Origin of the sequence: Pseudomonas sp. Os17 (genome assembly GCF_001547895.1) — a bacterium.
Taxonomy (GTDB): Bacteria; Pseudomonadota; Gammaproteobacteria; order Pseudomonadales; family Pseudomonadaceae; genus Aquipseudomonas.
Map to the genome: position 1 here is coordinate 682,903 of NZ_AP014627.1, position 21,001 is coordinate 703,903.

12 protein-coding genes are annotated in these 21,001 nt (G+C 64.1%); 9 read left to right on the forward strand and 3 right to left on the reverse strand.

Going from position 1 to position 21,001, the window contains the following annotated elements:
* The first annotated feature begins 95 nt into the window (after positions 1–95).
* A complete protein-coding gene (locus POS17_RS03035; RefSeq protein WP_060837298.1) occupies positions 96–986 on the forward strand; it encodes an esterase/lipase family protein in 891 nt (296 codons plus the stop codon).
* 3 nt (positions 987–989) lie between these two features.
* Here the strand turns inward: POS17_RS03035 and POS17_RS03040 are convergent, their stop codons facing one another.
* Entirely contained in the window at positions 990–1,895 is a 906-nt protein-coding gene (locus POS17_RS03040; RefSeq protein WP_060837299.1) for a DMT family transporter, read from the reverse strand.
* Positions 1,896–1,991: 96 nt separating this feature from the next.
* On the opposite strand from POS17_RS03040, the gene POS17_RS03045 reads away from it, so the two are divergent.
* The 6 genes from POS17_RS03045 (at position 1,992) to POS17_RS03070 (ending at position 16,743) form a co-directional block, all read left to right on the forward strand.
* Entirely contained in the window at positions 1,992–2,780 is a 789-nt protein-coding gene (locus POS17_RS03045) for an AraC family transcriptional regulator (protein WP_060837300.1), read from the forward strand.
* Between the two features lie 71 nt (positions 2,781–2,851).
* Positions 2,852–3,151, forward strand: a complete 300-nt coding sequence (locus POS17_RS03050) for a PsiF family protein (protein ID WP_047301399.1) — start codon at positions 2,852–2,854, stop codon at positions 3,149–3,151.
* Between the two features lie 246 nt (positions 3,152–3,397).
* Positions 3,398–5,101, forward strand: coding sequence for a ShlB/FhaC/HecB family hemolysin secretion/activation protein (locus POS17_RS03055; protein WP_060837301.1), 1,704 nt, complete (start codon positions 3,398–3,400; stop codon positions 5,099–5,101).
* Between the two features lie 35 nt (positions 5,102–5,136).
* On the forward strand, positions 5,137–14,760 hold the full coding sequence (locus POS17_RS03060) for a hemagglutinin repeat-containing protein (RefSeq protein ID WP_060837302.1): 9,624 nt from the start codon (positions 5,137–5,139) through the stop codon (positions 14,758–14,760).
* Positions 14,757–15,608, forward strand: a complete 852-nt coding sequence (locus tag POS17_RS03065) for a hypothetical protein (RefSeq protein WP_173655884.1) — start codon at positions 14,757–14,759, stop codon at positions 15,606–15,608. Before POS17_RS03060 ends, POS17_RS03065 begins: the two co-directional genes overlap by 4 nt.
* A 124-nt stretch (positions 15,609–15,732) precedes the next feature.
* Positions 15,733–16,743 (forward strand): AI-2E family transporter, encoded by a 1,011-nt coding sequence (locus tag POS17_RS03070; RefSeq protein WP_060837303.1) that lies wholly within the window; start codon positions 15,733–15,735, stop codon positions 16,741–16,743.
* An 81-nt stretch (positions 16,744–16,824) separates the two neighbouring features.
* On the opposite strand, the gene POS17_RS03075 is transcribed toward POS17_RS03070, so the two are convergent.
* Complete coding sequence (locus POS17_RS03075) at positions 16,825–18,090, reverse strand: Hsp70 family protein (RefSeq protein WP_060837304.1); 1,266 nt, start codon at positions 18,088–18,090, stop codon at positions 16,825–16,827.
* Positions 18,091–18,388: 298 nt separating this feature from the next.
* Between POS17_RS03075 and POS17_RS03080 the strand changes: the two genes are divergently transcribed.
* Positions 18,389–19,327: a DnaJ C-terminal domain-containing protein gene (locus POS17_RS03080; protein ID WP_060841868.1), complete on the forward strand. Its 939-nt coding sequence runs from the start codon at positions 18,389–18,391 to the stop codon at positions 19,325–19,327.
* Positions 19,328–19,347: 20 nt separating this feature from the next.
* The gene (locus tag POS17_RS03085) at positions 19,348–19,653 is read left to right on the forward strand and encodes a chaperone modulator CbpM (protein WP_173655925.1); all 306 of its coding nucleotides are present in this window, start codon (positions 19,348–19,350) and stop codon (positions 19,651–19,653) included.
* Positions 19,654–19,827: 174 nt separating this feature from the next.
* On the opposite strand, the gene POS17_RS03090 is transcribed toward POS17_RS03085, so the two are convergent.
* On the reverse strand, positions 19,828–20,955 hold the full coding sequence (locus tag POS17_RS03090) for a sensor histidine kinase (protein ID WP_060837306.1): 1,128 nt from the start codon (positions 20,953–20,955) through the stop codon (positions 19,828–19,830).
* Positions 20,956–21,001: the final 46 nt, after the last annotated feature.

The following is a 21,001-nucleotide window of genomic DNA, read 5'->3' on the forward strand; positions in this document are numbered from 1 at the left end:
TGCTGTCGTCAAACCGTCACGGGGACTGACGATGCCCTTGGTTATGGTCTAGCTTTCAGCCTGGGCCAGCCCGGCCCATTTCAAGGACTCCCTGCATGTCCCAAGCGCTTGCCACGCGATACCCCCTGGTGCTGGTTCCCGGCATGCTCGGTTTTGTCCGCCTGCTGCTGTACCCCTACTGGTACGGGATCATCCCGGCCCTGCACCGGGGCGGGGCCCGGGTGTATGCGGTGCAAGTGTCGCCGCTCAACTCCAGCGAGGTGCGCGGCGAACAACTGCTGGCCCAGGTCCAGCGGATCCTGGCCGAGACCGGTGCCTCGCGGGTCAACCTGATCGGCCACAGCCAGGGCGCGCTCACCGCGCGCTACGCTGCCGCCAAGCGCCCGGACTGGGTGGCTTCGGTGACTTCGGTGGCCGGTCCCAACCACGGTTCCGAACTGGCGGATTACCTGGCCCGGCATTCCCCGGCCCACAGCTTCAAGGGGCGCATCCTGAGTGCGCTATTGCGGGGTATCGCGGCCTTGATGACGCTGCTGGAAACCGGCTATCGCGGGCCGAAACTGCCAGTGGATATTCACGCCTCGCACCAGTCGCTGACCACCGAGGGCGTGGCCCTGTTCAACCGCCAATACCCCCAGGGGTTGCCGACGACCTGGGGCGGCCAGGGGCCGGAGCAGGTCGACGGTGTGCGCTACTACTCCTGGTCCGGCACCTTGCAGCCGGGCAAGACCAATCGCGGACGCAATCTGTTCGACGGCACCAGTCGCAGCTGCCGCCTGTTCGCCCGGACTTTCGTCCGCGAAGCCGGCCAGTGCGACGGCATGGTGGGGCGCTACAGCTCCCATCTGGGGCAGGTCATCGGCGACGATTACCCCCTGGATCACTTCGATATCGTCAACCAGTCCCTGGGCCTGGTGGGCAAGGGCGCGGAACCGATCCGCCTGTTCGTCGAACATGCCCAGCGCCTCAAGGCCGCCGGCCTCTGACCTTCAGCCTTGCCCCGTAGGCGCCGGCTTGCCGGCCAACGGCCGCATTACCGTGGTCCAGCGCTCCGAGAGAACCACCCCGGCCAACGTCAGCACGCCACCCACCAGATGAAACCAGGCCAGTCGCTCATGCAGCACCACCGCGGCAATCAGCGCCGTGATCAACGGCAAGAGGTTGAAGAACAGCGTGGTCCGGCTTGGCCCCAGGCGCACCACCGCCTGCATCCAGGCCAGGGGCGCGAGCATCGAGGCCAGCAGGCAGGCATAGAGCACCAGGGGAATGTTCTGCAGGGTCGGCCCGACTTTTGGCGAGGCCAGGAACAGCGGCAGCAGAACCACCACCGCCACCAGCACCTGCAGGTACAGCAGCACCAGCGGTGGCAGGCGCAGCTGCCATTTTTTCAGCAGGGTGCTGTAAACCGCATAGGCCAGGGTGGCCACCAGCATCATCGCGTCCCCCAGGTTGACCCCGTGCTGCAGCAGCGCCGCCAGGCTGCCGGAGGACACCACCAGCAGCACCCCGGCAAACGACAGCACCGCGCCCACCAGGGCCCCGGCGGTCAGGCGCTGGCCCAGGGCGGCGATGGCCATGGCCAGGGACATCAGCGGCATCAGCGACAGAATGATGCCCATGTTGGTGGCCGAGGTCAGGCTGGCGGCGAAGTAGGCCAGGCTCTGATACACCGCCATGCCCAGGATGCCGAGAATGGCGATGCGCCACAGGTTGGGGCGGATCACCGGCCAGTGGCCGATCACCGGCTTGAGCATGAAGGGGGTGAACAGCAGGCCGGCCAGCAACCAGCGATAGAAGCCGATCTCCGCGGGGAAGATCGCGCCCACGGCGAGTTTGTTGATCACGGTATTGCCGGCCCAGATAAAGATGGCCAGCAGTGGATAAGCGTATTGCATGGAGACAGCCACAGAGTTGATGAGGAGCGATTATCCCCTTGTCCGGATCAACGCCTATACTGCGAACCGGACAACCCGCCCCGACATCCGGACAGCATGAGCAAAAAACACATCGACCTCCTGGATTTCCACGGGCTCCCCGCGCCGGTGTATTTCCGCTATGCCGACTTCGCCGCCCACAGCCATGCCCTGGAGCACCGTCATCCCTGGGGCTGCCTGGAGTATTCGGCCCATGGGGTGATGCACATGGAGATCGCCGGCCAGCGCTTCATGTCGCCACCGCAATACGCGGTCTGGGTGCCGCCGCAGACGCCCCACAGTTTCTACACTTCCCAGCCGATCAACTACCGGGCGGTGCTGCTGGCGCCGGAACTGTGCGCGGACCTGCCGCGGCAGGGCAGCACCCTGGCCATCAGCGAGATTCTCAAGGCGATCCTCAAGGACTTCGCCGCCCGGGACGTGCAGATCCCCGAGGGCGAGGCCGACCAGCGCCTGGCCCAGGTGGCGCTGGACCAACTGCGCCAGGCCCCGGTGCATAACTGCTACCTGCCCTACGCCAGCCACCCGGAGCTGCTGCGAGTGCTCCAGGCCCTGCAGGCCGAGCCGGGCAACCACCAGCCGCTGGCCCATTGGGCGCAGCAGGCCCATGTCAGCGAACGCACCCTGGCCCGGCAGTTCGTTCGTGAGCTGGGCATGAGCTTTGGCGAATGGCGCCAGCGCCAGCGTTTCCTGGCCTCCATCGAGGCCCTGGACAGCCCGCGCAGCATCCAGGAAATCGCCTTCGACATGGGCTATAGCACCGCCTCGGCGTTTATCGCGATGTTCCAACGCCAGGCCGGCTGCACCCCCGAGCAATACCGCCGGGCCGGCCTGCAGAACAGATGAAGGTGTAACAGGCTTTGTCTACACTGCGCAGGAGGCCGTGCCCGTCGGCGCGGTGACAAGGAGAAAACTCCATGAAGATGTTGCGTATTCCGTTGTTGATGGTGGGCCTGCTGTTGTGCTCCCAGGGGTTTGCCGCCACCGCCCAGCAGAACAAGATGACCAGCTGTAACGCCGAAGCCACCGCCAAGAGCCTCAAGGGCGACGAGCGCAAGGCCTTCATGAGCACCTGCCTCAAGGCCGCCCCGGCCGCTGCCGCCACCCCTTCCACGCCTCAGGAAAGAATGAAGACCTGCAACGCCGACGCCACCGCCAAGGCCCTCAAGGGCGATGCGCGCAAGGCGTTCATGAGTGATTGCCTGAAGAAGAAATAGGCCCGAATCGGTGGGGCCAAGGTGTCGAATCGGTGACCGAACCTTGGCCTGCATCGGCTCTTATGGATTTATGGATCACGTAACTCGTTATTTTTCAATGAGATAAATCCTATTTTTACCGCTCGTCGCTTTTTTATTGTGTAAATTTTTTTACATTTAAACTTTATCCCCTTCGAAATCAGGTGCCGGGATGCACCGCGCGCATGCTCTGCTAGCCAGTGTGCGTGATTCCAGGGAATGAAAGGCATGTCGCGTTTTGGCTTATTCAGGCCGGTAGTAGCGTTTTGTGCTTTGTCCGGGCCATTGGCCCTCAGCGCCGCACCGTTGCAGACTCCGGGTGATCGCGACTTGATCCGTGATCGCCAGCAGCAGTTGCTGCAAGAGCAGCAGAAGCGTCTCGACGAACTCCAGCAACTCCCCGGCCAAACCTTGCCCGCCGAGCCTGCCCCGCAACCGGGAGAGCAGCGCTGCTTCACGATCAAGACCGTGATTCTCAAAGGTGCCGACCACCTGAGCAGCGCCGACCGCGAACGCCTGGTGGCGCCCTATCGCAACCAGTGCCTGTCGGTGGCGCAGATCAACACCCTGCTAAAGGCCATCACCCACCACTACCTGCAGCAGGGCTATGTCACCACGCGTGCCTACCTGCCGGCTCAGGAACTGGCCTCGGGGGATCTGACCATCGTGGTGGTCGAAGGCCGCCTGGAAAGCCTGGATAGTTCGGCCCTGGCCAGCTCCCGGGAACTGGCCATGAGCTTTCCCGGCACCACCGGTGAGGTGCTCAATCTGCGGGAGCTGGAACAGTTGGTGGATCAGCTCAGCCGCCTGCCTTCGCGCCAGGTCGAGTTGGAGTTGTCACCGGGGGAAAAACTGGGCGACAGCCGTGTCGGCCTCAAGGGCCAGCGTCTGAAACCCTGGCGGGTTACGGCAACCCGCAATAACAGCGGCGACAAGAGCACCGGTGAACAGCAGGCCGGCCTCGGCCTGGACTGGGACAGCCCTCTGGGCCTGGCGGACCAGCTCAGTCTGCGGGCCAACCAGGACACGGTCAGCGACCACTGGCGCCATTCCGACAACCAGAGCCTCTACTACAGCCTGCCCTGGGGCTGGTGGACCGTCAGTTACTCCTACAGCCAGAGCTACTACCGCACCCGCAATGACAGCACCGGCTTCGCCTTCAGCATGGACGGCGACAGCACCAACCAGCAGTTGCGCGCCGAACGGGTACTGCACCGCGACAACCTGAGCAAGACCGGCATGAGCCTGGGCCTGAGTCAGTTGCGCACGCGCAACTACATCGACGACAACCTGATCGATGTCTCCAGTAACCGCATCACCGAAAGCCAACTGGGTTTCAACCACGGGCGGCGCATCGGCAATGCCCTGGTCAACGCCGATATCGGCTGGCAGCAGGGCATCGGTGCCCTGGACGCCCAAGGCAGCGGCAATCCCCATGGCAGTGAACCCGTGGCCCGTTACAACAAATACAGCCTGACCCTGAGCTACCTGCAGCCCTTTCGCCTGTGGGACGAGAATTTCAGCTTCGACAGCCTGGCCACCGGTCAGCGCAGCGAGGACGTGCTCTTCAGCCCTCAGCGCATCAGCCTCGGCGGGCTCAACTCGGTGCGTGGTTTCCAGGACCAGACCCTGTCCGGCAATAGCGGCGGTTACTGGCGTAACCAGCTGCGCTGGCGCCGCGCGGTGACCTGGCCGGCGCTGCAACCCTTTGTTCAGGAATACGGTATGGCCTTTGCCTACGACGTTGGGGTGATCAAGGGCGATCGCTACAACCACGACGCCAAGGGCCGCATGAGCGGCAATGCCCTGGAACTCAATGCCCGCGGCCAGTATCTGGCCGCATCCGTCAGCTTCGCGCGCTCCCTGGAGCGGCCGGCAATTATCGAGAGGCGAGAGCACCCGGTGTATTTCCGGGTCGACCTGTTCTTCTGACTCGCCCGCCACGTTATTGAATGGATGATTCGCACATGGACGTACGCAAGCCTTTTGCCCAATGCATTGCCCTGTCGCTGTCGGGGATTCTCTTTCTCAACCCGATCGTCAGTGTGGCCGCCGGCCTGACCCTGGACCCGGCCGCAGGCGGTAACGCCACCATCGGCGCGGCGGGCAATGGCGTACCCATCGTCAATATCAACGCCGCCAATGGCGCCGGGCTGTCCCACAACAAATTCAGCGAATACAACGTTGGCAGCAACGGCCTGATCCTCAACAACGCCACCGGTTCGACCCAGAACACCCAGCTGGGCGGCTACATCATCGGCAACCCCAATCTCAAGGGGCAGGCGGCTCAGGTGATTCTCAACGAAGTCACCGGCAGCAATCGCAGCAAGCTGGCGGGCTACACCGAGGTCGCCGGTCAGTCGGCCCGGGTGATCGTCGCCAACCCCCATGGCATCACCTGTAACGGTTGCGGCTTTATCAACACTCCGCGGGCCACCTTGACCACCGGCAAACCGGTGATCGAAGGGCAGAAGCTCGATCGTTTCCAGGTCGATGGCGGTGACATCAGCATTGAAGGCGCCGGCCTCAACGCCAGCAACATCGATCAGTTCGACCTGATCACCCGCAGCACCAAACTCAATGCCGACCTGTACGCCAAGAAGCTCAACGTCATTACTGGGCGCAACGACGTCAAGGCCGACGACCTGAGCGTCACGGCCCGGGACGCCGACGCCAGCGCCAAGCCGGAACTGGCCATCGACAGCTCGGCCCTGGGCGGCATGTACGCGGGGGCGATCCGCCTGGTGGGCACGGAAAAGGGCGTGGGCGTGAACATGTCCGGGGAAATGGCGGCCAGCACCGGCGACATCCAGATCGATGCCAACGGCAAGGTCACGGTCGCCGGCATGGGCGCCAACCAGGCGATCGCGATCAAGGCTCAAAGCATCGACCTCAAGGGCAAGGCCTATGCCGGGACCGAAGCGACCCTGCAGGCCAAGGAGCAGATCGAGGTGGGCACCAGTCTGGCGGCCCGGGATCAGGTGCGGGTGGTGGACGCCGGGCAACTGGTCAACCACGGCATCATCGAGGCCGGGGTCAACAGCGACAACAGCCGCAACGATCAAGGCGTGGTCAAGCTGAACGCCGACAACTTGGAAAACCGCGGCAATGTGCTGGCCAGCGGCAATCTGCAACTGACGGCGCGGCAGACCCTGAACAACCAGAACGGAGTGATCCAGGGACCCAAGGTCGAAGTCAAGGCAGCGCGCCTGGTCAACCAGGGCGAGCAGGCCCGGGTGCTGGCACACAACGAACTGGTGCTGACTACCCCGGCCATCGCCAACTTGGGCGGCCTGATCCGTTTTGGCGAGCGCCAGGCCGCCAGCCTGACGCTGGACAGCCTGAACAACAATGGCGGGCGCCTGGAAGTGGCGGGCGCCGAGCTGACCCTCAATGCTCGTGAGGTGAGCAACCGGCAGGGCTCGATGATCGCTGATCAGATCGATATCAGCGCCGAGCGGCTGGACAACCAGCAAGGCCTGATCGGTGCCAGCCAGGGCAGTGCCACGTTCAAGGTCAGCGAGCAGTTGAACAACAATGGCGGCCGGCTTCAGGCCCAGACCCTGCTGGAAACCCAGGGCGGGGAGCTGCTCAACCAGGGCGGCAAGCTGCTGGCCGACCAGATCAAGGTGACCGGCAAGCGCCTGGACAACAGCCAGAAGGGCCTGATCAGCGCCGAGAAGGGCGCACTGCAAGTGAGCCTCGATCAGGACCTGGTCAATGCCGATGGCAAGTTGCAGGCCACTTCGCTGCTGAACCTCAAGGCCGGCAGCGTGGACAACCGCGGCGGTACCCTGATCGCCCCGCAACTGACCCTCAACAGCGGCGGCAAGCTCGGCAACCAGGGCGGCACCCTCACCGCCGACGCGCTGGAGCTGCACACCGCGGACATCGACAACCAGGGCGGCCTGCTGCAGGGCAAGGACAGCCTGCTGCTGGACGCTCGGGACCTGGCGAACCAGCAGGGCCAGGTCATCGGCGACGTGCTGAGCGCCAACCTCGACAGCCTCAGCCAGAACCAGGCCGGGGTGTTGAGCGCCGAGACCGGCAAGCTCACGCTGACGGTCAAACAGCACCTGAACAATGCCCTGGGCCACCTGCAGGCCAAGACCGGTGACGTGCAGATCGTCTCGGGCAGCCTGAACAACCAGGGCGGTGTGGTGGTGGGCAATCACTTGCTGCTGACCAACACCGGCCTGCTGGATAACCGTGGTGGGCAATTGGCCGGTGATCGGCTGACCGTCACTACCCAGCGCCTGGACAATCAGGCCGGTGGCCTGCTGGCGGCGGGTCGCGATGGCCTGCACTTGACGCTGACCGCCGACGGAGCGACGCCGGGGCAACTGCTTAACAGCCAGGGACGCCTGCAAAGCGACGGGCACCTGCAGATCGACGGTGGTCAGTTGAACAACAGTGGCGGGGTGTTGCTGGGCACCAGCCTTGGCATCGATGCCGCTGGCCTCGACAACAGCGCCAAGGGCGCGGTGGTGGCCAATCAGGGGGCGCTGGAGCTGAACCTCAACCAGGGCGCCCTGAACAACAATGCCGGAGTCATCGACGCTGGTGAACAGGCGCTGCGGGTGACCCAGGGCGGGCAACTGGACAACCAGGGCGGCACCCTCAAGGGCAAGCGCCTGGAGGTCGAGGGCGCAGCCTTGGATAACCGTCAGGGACAACTGCTGGCCGGTAGCGATGGTTTGAACCTGGTGGCCGGCGGCCTGAACAACGCCCAAGGGATGATCCTGGTCAAGGACGGCCACGGCGAAGTGGCACTGGGCCAAGGCACTCTGGACAACCGTGGAGGCACCCTGCAGGGCGCGACCCTTGGAGTCACTGCTGGGGCTGTGGATAACAGTGCCCTGAACGGTAAGGCTGGACTGATCAGCAGCCAGGCCGGAGCGCTCAAGCTGGTGGTCGATCGCCTCACCAACCAGGCGGGCAAACTCTACGCCAATGGCCTGCTCAGCAGCACCGGGCAGACCCTGGACAATCGCTTTGGCGGCGAAGTCAGCGCTCGGCAGTTGGACTTGAACGTGGCGGCCAGTCTCTACAACCAGGGCGGGCTGGTGGAGTCGGGCAACTCACTGCTGCTGGTGGGCGGCAACCTGGACAACAGCTCCGGGGGCCGGGTACGGGCGCTGGCTGGCGAGCAAAGCCGGATTACCCTGGGTGGCGTGCTGAACAACCAGGGCGGCACCCTGGCCCTGGGCTCCAGCGCCTTTGCCCTGAATGCCGGACAGCTCAACAACATCGGCGGCAGCATCGAACACGCCGGCAGCGGCTTGTTCAAACTGGACCTGGGGGCGCTGTCCGGCTTCCAGGGTCGGATCACCGGCCTGGGCCATGGCGACTGGGATGTGGCTGCGGTGGATCGCAGCGGTCTGATGCAACTCAACGGTACGCTGGACCTGAGTACCGGGGGCGACCTCAACCTGAGTGCCGGCGACCGCATCGCCAGCGCCAGCGGCCTGCGAGTGGGCGCGGCGACCCTGAACAACTCAGGGGAGCTGGCCAGTGACGGTTACCTGACCCTGGACCTGAGGGGCAACCTGAACAACAGCGGCCTGCTGTCGTCCCGGGGCAAGCTCACGGTGGGGGCCGGCGACCTGAACCAGTACGGCGGTCGCATCGCCAGTGGCGGCGACAGCGAACTGAACCTGCGCGGCACCCTGGACAACCTGGGGCGCTTGATCGCCAGCCAGAATCTCTATGTGTCCGCGGCGCAGATCAACAACCGTGGGACCCTCGGGGCCCTGGGGCAGATGCAACTGCGCTCCGGCAACGGCATCACCACCTCGGCCGACACCCTGATCTACAGCGGCGGCGACATGCTCCTGCGGGGCAATACTCTGAGCAACAGTTATGGCGACATCTACAGTGCCGGCAACCTCAGCTTTGCCGCCCTCGACGGTGGCCGGGCCAGCCTGCTGAGCAACCGCTCCGGAACCATCGAGAGCGAAGGCGACATGAACCTCAACATGGCGTTGCTGCAAAACGCCATGGACAAGTACCAGGTCGGCGAAACCATCACCCAGCGCAACATCGTGATCAATTGCACCGACTGTTCCGGGGATCACCACACTGCCACTTACATCGTTAACACCACCTATGAAGGCACCATGGGCGAGCACTCCGCCGGTGCCCGCCTGGTGTCCAACCGTGACCTGACCATCAGTGCCGACACAGTGGAGAACGACCAGAGCCTGATCGCCGCCAACCGCGATGTTTCCATTACGGCCAACTATCTCTACAACCGCGGCCTGACCCTGGACAAGCGGGTCGACAGCATCAGCTATTTCCTGCATGGGGTTTCCCAGGGCGCGTTCCGCGCCGCGGAGCGGGCGACCCTCGCCTGGAACGCTGCCAACGCCAATCGCGCGCCGGGCCAGCAGGACCCGTTGCCGACAGAGGTGACCCAGTACCCGATCTACGAACCCGCCAGCCACACGGTGATCACTCCGGGCACCCAGACTGCCTACGCTTCCACCTTGCAGGCCGGCCAGCGCTTGCACCTGCAGGTCAGCGGCACTATCGAGAACGGCGTGCAGACCGAACAGAGCCGCGCCCAGCTCACCGGGCAGACGTTACAGAACAACCTGACCCAGGTGGGCGGCCAGGTCATTACAGTCAACGCGCAAAGCTCCGCCGCTGCCAATCAGGTGGCCAAGGATGTGCAGCGCATCGAAAAGGTCGCCGCTGACGGCACCACCCAAGTCAGCTTCGTGCCGGTGGACTTCTCCGGCGTACCGTTCGCTGCCGTGGACCCGACCTCTCTGTCGAGTTTCCGCGTACCCCAGGGCGAGTACGGCCTGTTCGTCAAGAGCCAAAACCCCCAGGGCCGCTACCTGATCGAGACCAACCCGACCTTCACCGACCTGTCGCGCTTCATGAGTTCGGACTACATGCTCGGCCACCTCAACTACAACACCGACCAGACCTGGCGCCGCCTGGGCGACGGCCTGTATGAAACCCGCTTGATCCGCGATGCGGTGCTGGCCCAGACCGGGCAGCGCTTCCTCGCGGCAGGGCTGACCAGTGATTACGACCAGTATCGCTATTTGATGGACAACGCCATCGCTTCCAAGGACCAGTTGCAGCTCAGCGTCGGCGTGTCCCTGACCCCGGCCCAGGTGGCCTCGCTGACCCACGACATCGTGTGGATGGAAACCCGCGAAGTGCAGGGCGAGAAGGTGCTGGTGCCGGTGCTGTACCTGGCTCAGGCGGAAACCCGCAACCTGCGCGGCGGCAGCCTGGTGCAGGGGCGCGACATGACCCTGATCGCCGGTGGCGACCTGAGCAACGTCGGCACCCTGCGGGCCAGCAACGACCTGAGCGTGAATGCCGGCGGCAGCCTGTACCAGGGTGGCCTGATCGAAGCCAACGAGCGGGTCAGCCTGATGGCCCAGGACAGCGTGCGCAACGCCCTGGCCGGTGAGATTCGCGGCAACCAGGTCAGCGTCACCTCGATCAAGGGCGACATCATCAACGACCGCACCGCGGTGGCCGTCGGCTACGGCTCGGGCAGTCGCACCATCCTTGACCAGGGCAGCCAGATCACCGCGCGCCAGCAGCTCGACCTCAGCGCCGGCCGCGACCTGAGCAACCTTGGTCAGCTCGCCAGCGCCGGGGATGCCAAGCTCAGCGCTGGTCGTGACATCGATTTACTGGCGGTGCAGGACCATACCTTCACCCAGAGCGCGATCCGTCGCGGCCTGGTGACCCACGACACAGTGCAGACCCTGGGCTCCAGCGTGACCACCGGCGGCAACCTGCAACTCAATGCCGGGCGCGACCTGGCGGTGGTGGCGAGCAAGGTTGATGCCGGCCATGACCTGTCCCTCAACGCCAAGCGCGACATCGTCATCGCCTCGGCCCAGGACGAGCAGTCCTCGACCTCCTACCAGAAGAAGAAAGGTTCCTGGGGCAAGAGCAAGACCACTCAGAGCGCCGACTCCTCGACCACCAACGTGGCGTCCGAAATCAGCGCCGGGCACGACCTGATGGTCAACGTCAGCCAGGACAAGGACGGGCGCATCAGCCTCAATGGCGGGCGCGACGTGACTGTAGTCGGTAGCCAGCTCAAGGCCGGCAACGACCTGCTGGTGGGGGCCACCCGTGACGTGAGCCTGGTCTCGGCCCAGGAGCAGCAGGACAGCTCCTACAGCCAGAAGAAGAAAGGCAGCTTCGGCCTGAACAAGAGCGGCAACAGCCGCACTTCCAGCAGCACCACCCAGGTGGGCAGCGAGCTCAGCGCCGGTAACGACGCGGTGGTGATCGCCGGCACCAACGTCAATCTTTCGGCCAGCTCCATCGAGGCCAAGCGCGATGCCGAAGTGCGCGCCGGGCTGATCGACAAGAATGGCGACATCAACCTGATGGACGCGGCCAACACTTCTAGCAGCCAGAGTGACAAGTACAAGAGCAAGGTGGGGCTTTCCAGTTCCGGCAGCTTCACTTCGATTGCCTCGGCGAAGAAGTCGGGGCAGGAAAACACCCAGTCCCAGAGCGTTGGCAGCGTGGTCAGCGGCGGGCGTGACACCACCCTGCAGGCGGCCCGCGACGTCAACATGATCGGCAGCACGGCGGCGGCCGAGCGCAACCTCAACGTGGGGGCGGGCCGCGACGTCAACGTGCTGGCCGGCAGCAACAGTTCGGACCAGAGCAACTGGAAATCCGAGAAGCATGTGGGGCTGTCCCTGGAGAGCGATCGCAACGGCGTTACTGCGTTCCTGGGCAGCGAAGCCCTCAAGCAGAAGTCGCGCAATGCCGAGCAGACAGTGGCGCCGAGCCAGTTGCTGGCCGGGCAGGATGCAACCATCAAGGCCGGGCGTGACCTGACCCTGGAAGGCTCGCGGGTGGATGCCGGGCGCGATATCAACCTGCAGGCCGGGCGCGATATCAGCATCGATGCCGGCAAGCAAACCTCGATCGAGGAACGCAGCAAGAGCCGTGATCGCAATGGCCTGACGGTCAACGTCAGCCACAACTACGGCAACACCATGGATGCGATCAAGGGCACCGGCAAAGGCGAGGACAACACCAGCAAGGCCTCCAGCGTGCTGAGCACCGTGGATGCGATCAACCAGTTCACCTCGGGGCCGACCACCGCGACCCACTTCGGCACGGCCAGCCAGTCCAGCAGCTCGCGCCAGGAAGTGCACAGCAACAGCCCTGCCAGCCTCGGTGCCGGACGGGACATCAGCGCCGTGGCCGGCAATGACATCAACATTCGTGGCGGTCAGTTCGACGCCGGGCGCGACATCACCCTGGTGGGGCGCGACATCAATGTGGATGTGGCCCGCGGCTCGATTTCCGAAGAGAGCAAGAGCGCCCGCAGCCAGGGCGGGATCAACGGCCAGAGCGGCGGCGGCAGTGCCCGTGCCGGTATCGGTGGCAGCAACGGTGTGGCCAGCGAGCAGATGAGCCAGGGCACCAACACCCCGTCGGTGTTCCTCGCCGGGCGCGACGTCAGCCTTGAGGCGCGCAACAACCTGACCCTGATCGGAACCCAGGTCCAGGCCGGGCGCGATATCGACCTGGGGGCCGGCAACGACCTGACCATCCGCGCTGCGCAGAACGATTCCAGCAGCGAGTCCAGCCGTCACAGCGGTGGAGGCGAAGTGGGCCTGGCGGTGGGTGGCAAGGACTTCATCTCGGTCTATGCCAGCGTCGACATGGGCAAGGGCCAGCTGGACCGGGACAACCAGCGGCAACAGAACGCCAACCTGGTGGCCGGCGACCAGCTGCGTTTCAGCAGCGGCAAGGACACCACCATTGCCGGCGCCACCCTGCGCGGCGGAGAGGTCATCGGCCGGGTTGGCGGTGACCTGACCGTGTCCTCGGTGCCGGACACCGGCAAGGTCAGCGGCAAGGAACTGGATGCCAGCGTCACCGTGAGCATCGGCCTGGGCGGCGGTGGCAGCGTCAGCGGTTCCCTGGGCGTGGGCAAGACCACCGGCACGACCAACTGGGTCCAGGAGCAGACCAGCATCACCGGCAAGAACGGTGTCGACATCCGCACCGAGAAGCACACCCAGCTCGATGGCGCGCTGGTCGCCGCCGACAACGGCAACCTCAAGCTGGACACCGGCACCCTGGGCTTCCGCGATATCTCCGGCCAGGACAAGGAGCACAGCTACTACGTCAACGCGGGCGGCACCTTTGGCTGGGGCGGCGGCGACGGCGCCAAGTCCACCGGCGGCAAGGAGGTGGCTTTCACCAATGACAAGAGCCAGGAAGGCAAGGGCAAGACCGGGGCTTCGGGCTGGAGTGTCAGCGGCTATGACTACCGCAAGGAGCGTGAGCAAGAGGTCCGGGCCACAGTGGGCGCGGGCACCATCACCGTGCGCAACGACGCCAAGACCGGCGCCGACTCCACGGCGGGCCTGAACCGCGATGTGTCCCAGGCCTATGAAATCACCAAGGACAAGGAAAAGCGTACCGACCTGTATGTCTCGCAGTCGTCCCTGGAGTCGGTGAGCCACCCGATTCAGACCCTGAACCAGTGGAAGGAGGGGATGAAGAACTATGGCAAGAATGCCTCGGGTATCTTCACCCAGTTTGGTGACCTGAGTAAGGCGGCGGACCAGGTGGTGGCCGACAACCCGTCGTTGCTGCCGCTGGCCTGGATTCCCGGGCTCCTGGAAACCGTGCTCGACAAGGCTGGCAAGTACACCGGTGGCGTCATGCCCGGCGTCGAGAACCATGGTGGCCTGATCACCCAGGTGCCGGCCTTGATCACGGGTGACATGCGCTTCTACCGGGTTGAGACCAAGTACCAGTACGAGTCCGACGGCAAGACCATCAAGGTGGACCCGGTGTCCGGCAAACCGATGATCGAGAACGTGCAGAAGCTGATGGAGATCGAGCGTCCCGATGGTGATGGTGCAGTGTTCACCAACGGCATCCAGAACTCGCTGATGGCGGCATTGGTCAACGGTGCGATGCAGACCGGCTCCGATTCCTTCATGCAGGCCTACAACCCCGAGCACGGGATTCTCGGCGACTTGGTCGAGTCGCTGTGGGATGTGGCGCTGGGCGGGACGGTGCGCTCTGGTAACGCCCAGCAGTTGCACGATTTCTTCCAGGCCGGGATCAAGGATGAGTACAAGCTGGACGTTGCCGGCCACAGCCAGGGCGGTCTGTTGACCTACCGGGCTATTTCCGGCCTGGATTTCAACCTCAATGGCCAGGTCGGGAGCATCCAGTTGTCCGGCGCCCCAGTGGGTTCCAAGAGCTTCTTTGAAGCCGCCGATGCCGCCGGATTCGATATCGGCAACGGCGCCTTCTTCCAGGTCAACCGTCCGGGGTCGAAGACCTTTTTCGGCATGTTGCCGGTCACCGATACCGTGTCGGATCTGCTGGGGCAGAACTTCACGCACTCGTCCGACCCGGTGGCTCGTTTCTTCGGTTCGCTGGCGACCAGCACCTCGTTGATGGGAGTGGATAGCCCGCACTCGAACTACCTGTGTGTTGCCAAGGGCATGTGCGGTGATGCGCCCAATGCGCTGCAGGACCAGTTCAAGAAGAATCCCCGGTACATTGAACCTACGTTCATCGATGCCAATGGCAAGGACACTATCCGCAGATGAGGGGTAGTCCAAGTGTGGTGGTGGGGCTGGCATTGCTGCTCGGGGGATGCCTGAACCTCCCCGCCAAGCCGCAGGAGCGACGCACCGAACAGCGCATGTTGTGTAGCGAAGGGGCCAAGCGAGTGACCTTGCCCCAGCGTTTCTCTTTCGACCTGCCTGAACCGTTCCGGCACACAGAATGCGGTACGCTCATGGGCGGTTTCTACTACGACAGAATCAGCGACAGCCTGTCTGTCGCTACTGAGGGGACCTTCGCCTATGGCGATGTTCAGGTATCGGCGTCTTCGCTGTACATGAAGGTCAGCAGTTTTCTCGACGGTGAGGGTTATGGGCTGATGTATCCCCACGACGCCTTTCTCCAGGGCAAGCTGGCTGCATTGGCTTTGCCCGGCAGTGGTGCCAAACCCCGTGAAGTGGATTGGGTCACCCGGGGCAGCTACCAGTGCCTGCGTTTCTATGAGCACTGGCAGGGGCCTGCTGTGGGGCTCTGGGAGGATGAGGTCAGGTATTGGTGCTGGGAAGGGGAAAGCGGCCTTACTCAACCGTTCTATGTACATGCCGGGCAACGTCTGGCTTTGGGCGCCAAGGGTTACGATCTGGATCGGACCTTTATCCTGCCGTTCTTTGACAGCTTGCAGATCAAGCGTCTGGCACCTTCGGCTCTGGCTCAGGTACAAAGCCGGCTCCAGGCTGTTTGTGTCCGCGGCAAGGCTCGTTATGACCGGGGAAGTGCCTGGGGCAGCGACTATCCGGACAAGCGCCTGACCCTGACCCGCCTGCACTACTGCGGCTATGACGTGCCGCTGCCCGACCTTTCAGCCCCGGTGCCTGGGGCTAAAACCGACTGAACCTTCGTCCGTCACGACACTCCAGTACCCTGTAAGCCCGCGTCCTTAAGGCGCCTGCCACTATTCCTCGGGGGTGAAGGCTGGCAGACTGCCGGTCTTTTCCCGCTGTTTGTCTTGAGGCTATATGCCAGCGTTTTCACAGCGTCATCTGTTGTTCATCAGTTGGATCATCATCTTCGGTGGCCTGTTGCTGGCCTTGCCCTTGCGTCTGTTACCCAGCCTGCTGGCGGGGCTGTTGGTGTTCGAGCTGGTCAACATGCTCACCCCGCAATTGCAGCGGCTGATCGAGGGCCGGCGGGCGCGCTGGCTGGCGGTGGCGCTGCTGGGCACGCTGGTGGTCAGTCTGTTGACCCTGCTGTTCGCCGGGGCCATCAGTTTCCTGTTGCATGAAGCGGAGAACCCTGGCGCCTCGCTGGGCAAGTTCATGGTGGTGGTGGACAAGGCCCGGGGCCAGTTGCCGCCGTTCCTCGACGCCTACCTGCCGGCCAGCGCCGCGGAGTTCCAGGCCGCCATCGGCGCCTGGGCCAGCAAGCACTTGAGCGAGTTGCAGTTGGTGGGCAAGGACGCGGCGCACATGTTCGTGACCCTGCTGATCGGCATGGTCCTGGGGGCGATCATCGCCCTGCAGCGCATCCCCGACCTGACCAAGCGCAAGCCCCTGGCAGCGGCGTTGTTCGATCGCCTGCACCTGCTGGTCCAGGCGTTTCGCAACATCGTCTTCGCGCAGATCAAGATCTCCCTGCTCAACACCTTCTTCACCGGGATCTTCCTGGCGCTGATCCTGCCGCTGTTCGGGGTCAAGCTGCCGCTGACCAAGACCCTGATCGTGCTGACCTTCCTGCTGGGCCTGTTGCCGGTGATCGGCAACCTGATCTCCAACACCCTGATCACCATCGTCGGGCTGTCGCTGTCGATCTGGGTGGCCGTGGCGGCGCTGGGCTACCTGATCTTTATCCACAAACTGGAATACTTCCTCAACGCGCGGATTGTCGGCGGGCAGATCAGTGCCAAGTCCTGGGAACTGCTCCTGGCGATGCTGGTGTTCGAGGCCGCCTTCGGCCTGCCCGGGGTGGTGGCGGGACCGATCTATTACGCCTACCTGAAGAGCGAATTGAAGCTAGCGGGCCTGGTTTAACAGCAGCCGCCAGCTTGCAGCTTCAAGCCGCAAGCTACAGCCGATCCCGCTCTTGCCTTTACTTGCGGCTTGCCGCTGCCCTTATCCGTAGCGCTTCTTGGCTTCGATGGCCAGGCCGCTGCCGATGCTGCCGAAGATGTTGCCTTCCACATGCCGGGCGTTGGGCAGCATGGCCGCCACGCTCTGGCGCAGCGCCGGAATGCCGCTGGAGCCGCCGGTGAAGAACACCGTGTCGACCTGGGCCACACCAACATTGGCGTCGCTCAACAGTTGGGTGACGCTGGTGCGGATGCGCTCCAGCAAACCGTCGATGGAGGATTCGAACAGGGCCCGGCTCAGGTCGACGCTGAGGTCGCGCTCGATGCGGTCCAGGGCCACCAGGCGGTTCTCGGCGTGGGTCAGCTGGATCTTGGTTTCTTCCACTTCCATGGCCAGCCAGTGCCCGGCGCGCTGTTCGATCAGTTTGAACAGGCGGTCGATGCCGCCGGTGTCTTCGATGTCGTAGCGCATGCTGCCCAGGGCCAGCTGGGACTTTTGCGAGTACACCGAGTTGATGGTGTGCCAGGTCGCCAGGTTCATGTGGTGGCTGGTGGGCATGTAGGCGCCGCTCTTCATCCGGCTGCCGTAGCCGAACAGCGGCATCACGCCCTGCAGGCTCAACTGCTTGTCGAAGTCGGTGCCGCCGACGTGCACGCCGCCGGTGGCGAGGATGTCGTCGTGACGGTTATCGACTCCACGGCGCTCGGGGGACAGGCGCACCAGGGAGAAGTCCGAAGTACCGCCGCCGATGTCGACGATCAGTACCAGCTCTTCGCGTTCGATGGTGGACTCGTAGTCGAAGGCCGCGGCGATCGGTTCGTACTGGAAGGACACGTCCTTGAAGCCGATCTTGCGCGCCACTTCCACCAGGGTGTCTTCGGCTTCCTGGTCGGCGGCGGCATCGTCATCGACGAAGAACACCGGGCGGCCCAGTACCACTTGCTCGAATTCCCGACCGGCGGTGGCTTCGGCGCGGCTTTTCAACTGGCCGATGAACAGCCCCAAGAGGTCCTTGAACGGCATGGCGGTGCCCAGCACGCTGGTGTCGTGCTTGATCAGCTTGGAGCCCAGCAGGCTTTTCAGCGAGCGCATCAGCCGGCCTTCGTAGCCTTCCAGGTACTCGTGCAGCGCCAGGCGGCCGTACACCGGACGGCGTTCCTCGATATTGAAGAACACCACCGAAGGCAGGGTGATCTTGTCGTCCTCCAGGGCGATCAGCGTCTCCTCGCCGGGGCGCAGCCAGCCGACGGTGGAGTTGGAGGTACCGAAGTCAATGCCGCAGGCCCGGGCCGGGGTGGCGTTGTTCATGTCTTTGGATCCGGTGAAAAAAACGGCCGCGCAGCGTACGCCAGTCCTCGCGCGTTGCAAAGGCCGACCATGTGCTAAATCGCAACCCGTTGTGCCTTGAAAGACTATCCTTGACCCCCAAACTTGCAGGCATGGGCCGAGCAGTCGTCCAGGGATCACAAGATCCGCCCGCGGCTGCCGATAAACTTCTGATGCGCCGTTCAGTCAGAGGATTGAGATTGATCAATTCTCATGCTGCCAGACCGAGCATGCTGTGCTGCACGCCGCGCGACTTTGATAACGGATGGTGATTCCCTCGATGGACTTCAAAGACTATTACAAGATTCTCGGCGTGGAGCCGACAGCGGACGACAAGGCGATCAAGGCCGCCTATCGCAAGCTGGCGCGCAAATACCACCCCGACGTCAGTAAGGAAAAGGATGCCGAGGCCAAGTTCAAGGATGCCTCGGAAGCCTATGAGGCGCTGAAAAGCGCCGACAAGCGCGCCGAATACGACGACCTGCGCAAGTACGGTCAGCATGGCCAGCCCTTCCAGGGGCCGCCGGGCTGGCAGAGCCGTGGCGGCTTTGGCGGCGGCGACGGTGGTGATTTCTCGGACTTCTTCAGTTCGATCTTTGGTAACCGGGGGCCAGGATTCGGCGGCCCGGAACAGCGCCGCAGCAGCGGTCGTCGTGGACAGGATGTGGAAATGGAACTGCCGATCTTTCTTGAGGAAACCCTGTCGACCGAGTCGAAGAAGATCAGCTTCCAGGTGCCGCAGTACAACGCCGCCGGCCAGCACGTCAGCAACACCAGCAAGAGCCTGAACGTGAAGATTCCTGCCGGGGTCACCGACGGCGAGCGCATCCGTCTCAAGGGCCAGGGCGCGCCGGGCGTGGGCGGCGGGGCCAATGGCGACCTGTACCTGACCATTCGTTTTGCGCCGCACCCGAAATTCGATGTCGAAGGCGAAAACCTGATCATCACCCTGCCGCTGGCCCCTTGGGAGCTGGCGCTGGGCACCGAGGTCGCGGTCCCGACCCTGACCGGCAAGATCAACCTCAAGGTTCCGGCCGGCAGCCAGAACGGCCAGCGCATGCGCGCCAAGGGCCACGGTCTGCTGAACAAGGCCGGCCAGCGCGGCTACCTGTTCGTCCAGCTCAAGGCGGTGATGCCCAAGCACACCGGCGATGACGTCAAGGCCTTGTGGCAGGAGCTGGCGAAGAAGGCGGCGTTCGACCCCCGGGAAAATTTCTGATTCGACACTAGGAGGCGCCGATCATGAGCACCCTGATCGTTCAGCTGGACATGGAAGAATTCTGTGAAGTGGCCGACCTGTCGGCGGCCTACGTGATCGAAATCGTCGAGCACGGCATCCTCGAACCTCAGGGGACGGCGCCCCAGAACTGGCGTTTCAGTGATGTCGAACTGTCCCTGGCCAAGCGCGCGGCGAAGCTGCGCCGCGATCTGGACCTGGAGTGGGAAGGGGTCGCCCTGGCCCTGGACCTGCTGGATGAAGTGCGGCAACTGCGCGCCGAGAACCAGATGCTCAGGCAGCGCCTGGGCCGCCTGCTGCTGGACTGATGACCTGTAGCCGCTGCCGAGCGCCAGCGAGGCTGCGACCGGGCGCGCAGCGACCGCAGAACCAGGCGACTGCGGTGTGTCAGGCAACATCGGGTTGCGAGGACTGCGTCCTCGCTCGCAGCTTCGCTGGCGCTCGGCAGCGGCTACCAAGAGCGCTAGCGTTTGTAACGTGCCTCAGGCGCGGGACACCCGCGGCAGGGTGACGGTGAAGGTGGTGCCGTCGCTTTCGTTGGAGCTGACCTCGATGCTGCCCTGGTGCGCGGTCACCACTTCCTTGACGATGAACAACCCCAGGCCAAGGCTGGTGCTGGTACTGCCCAGTTCCTCGTCGGCACTGCGCACCAGCGGGTCAAACAGGGTGGCCAGGGCTTCCTGGGGGATGGGGACGCCGTAGTTGTGAACGGTCAGCAGCACTTGCTCGACGCCGCCAGTGAGGGTCACGGTGACGGTGCGGCGGTTGCTGCCGTGCTGCAAGGCATTGCCGATCAGGTTCTGCAGCATCTGCTCGATGCGGGCGCGGTCCCAGATGCCGTGGCTGTCTCCTTCGAAGCTCAATAGCGGCAGGCAGTCGGGCTGGCCCGCGCAGGCTTCGTCCATGGCCGCCTTGGCCGCGCTGGCCAGGTCCATGGGCGCGGGGTCGATGGGCAAGCCGTTGCCCAGGCGACTACGGACGAACTCCAGCAAATCGCTGACCATGGCGCCCATGTGCCGGGTGCCGGTCTTGATCCGCGACACAAAGGCCAGGGCGTCCTCATCCAGCGGCACTTTGCGCGCCAGCATCTCGGTGGACATGCTCACCGCTTGCAGCGGCGCCCGCAGATCGTGGCCAAGAATCGCCAGGAAGATATCCCGCGAGCGGCTGACCTGCTCGGCATAGGCGGTGGTGGACTCGGCCAGGGCTTCGTCGATCGCCTCGTTGAAGCGGATCATGTCCTGCAGGTGCTCCAGGTCCGGGGTTGTCAGGCTGGCGACCCACAGGCGGATCACGCAGGCCCGCAGGTGGCGGAACTCCGAGGTCATCTGCACCAGATCGAAGCCCACGTGATGGCGCAGTTCGCCATGGCTGGCGGCGGCCGCATCCAGGCTCGGTGACTTGTCCGGGCCTTCGCCCTTGGCCTTGGCCAATTGCTCCCCCGGGCTCTGGCTGGTGCGCATGTCCCGGGCGGCGGCCAGCAGAATCGACCGCGAGTGATCCCGCAGGTCGCTGCGGGTCAGAGTGTCCGCGGCCAGGGTCCTGGCAAATTGTTCCCATTCATCAACGATTTGCTCAACGTGCTGGACGATGAAATCGGACAGGCGCATAGCCGGGCACCTTAGTGGGCAGAGAGTGGAAAACGAGACGCATCTT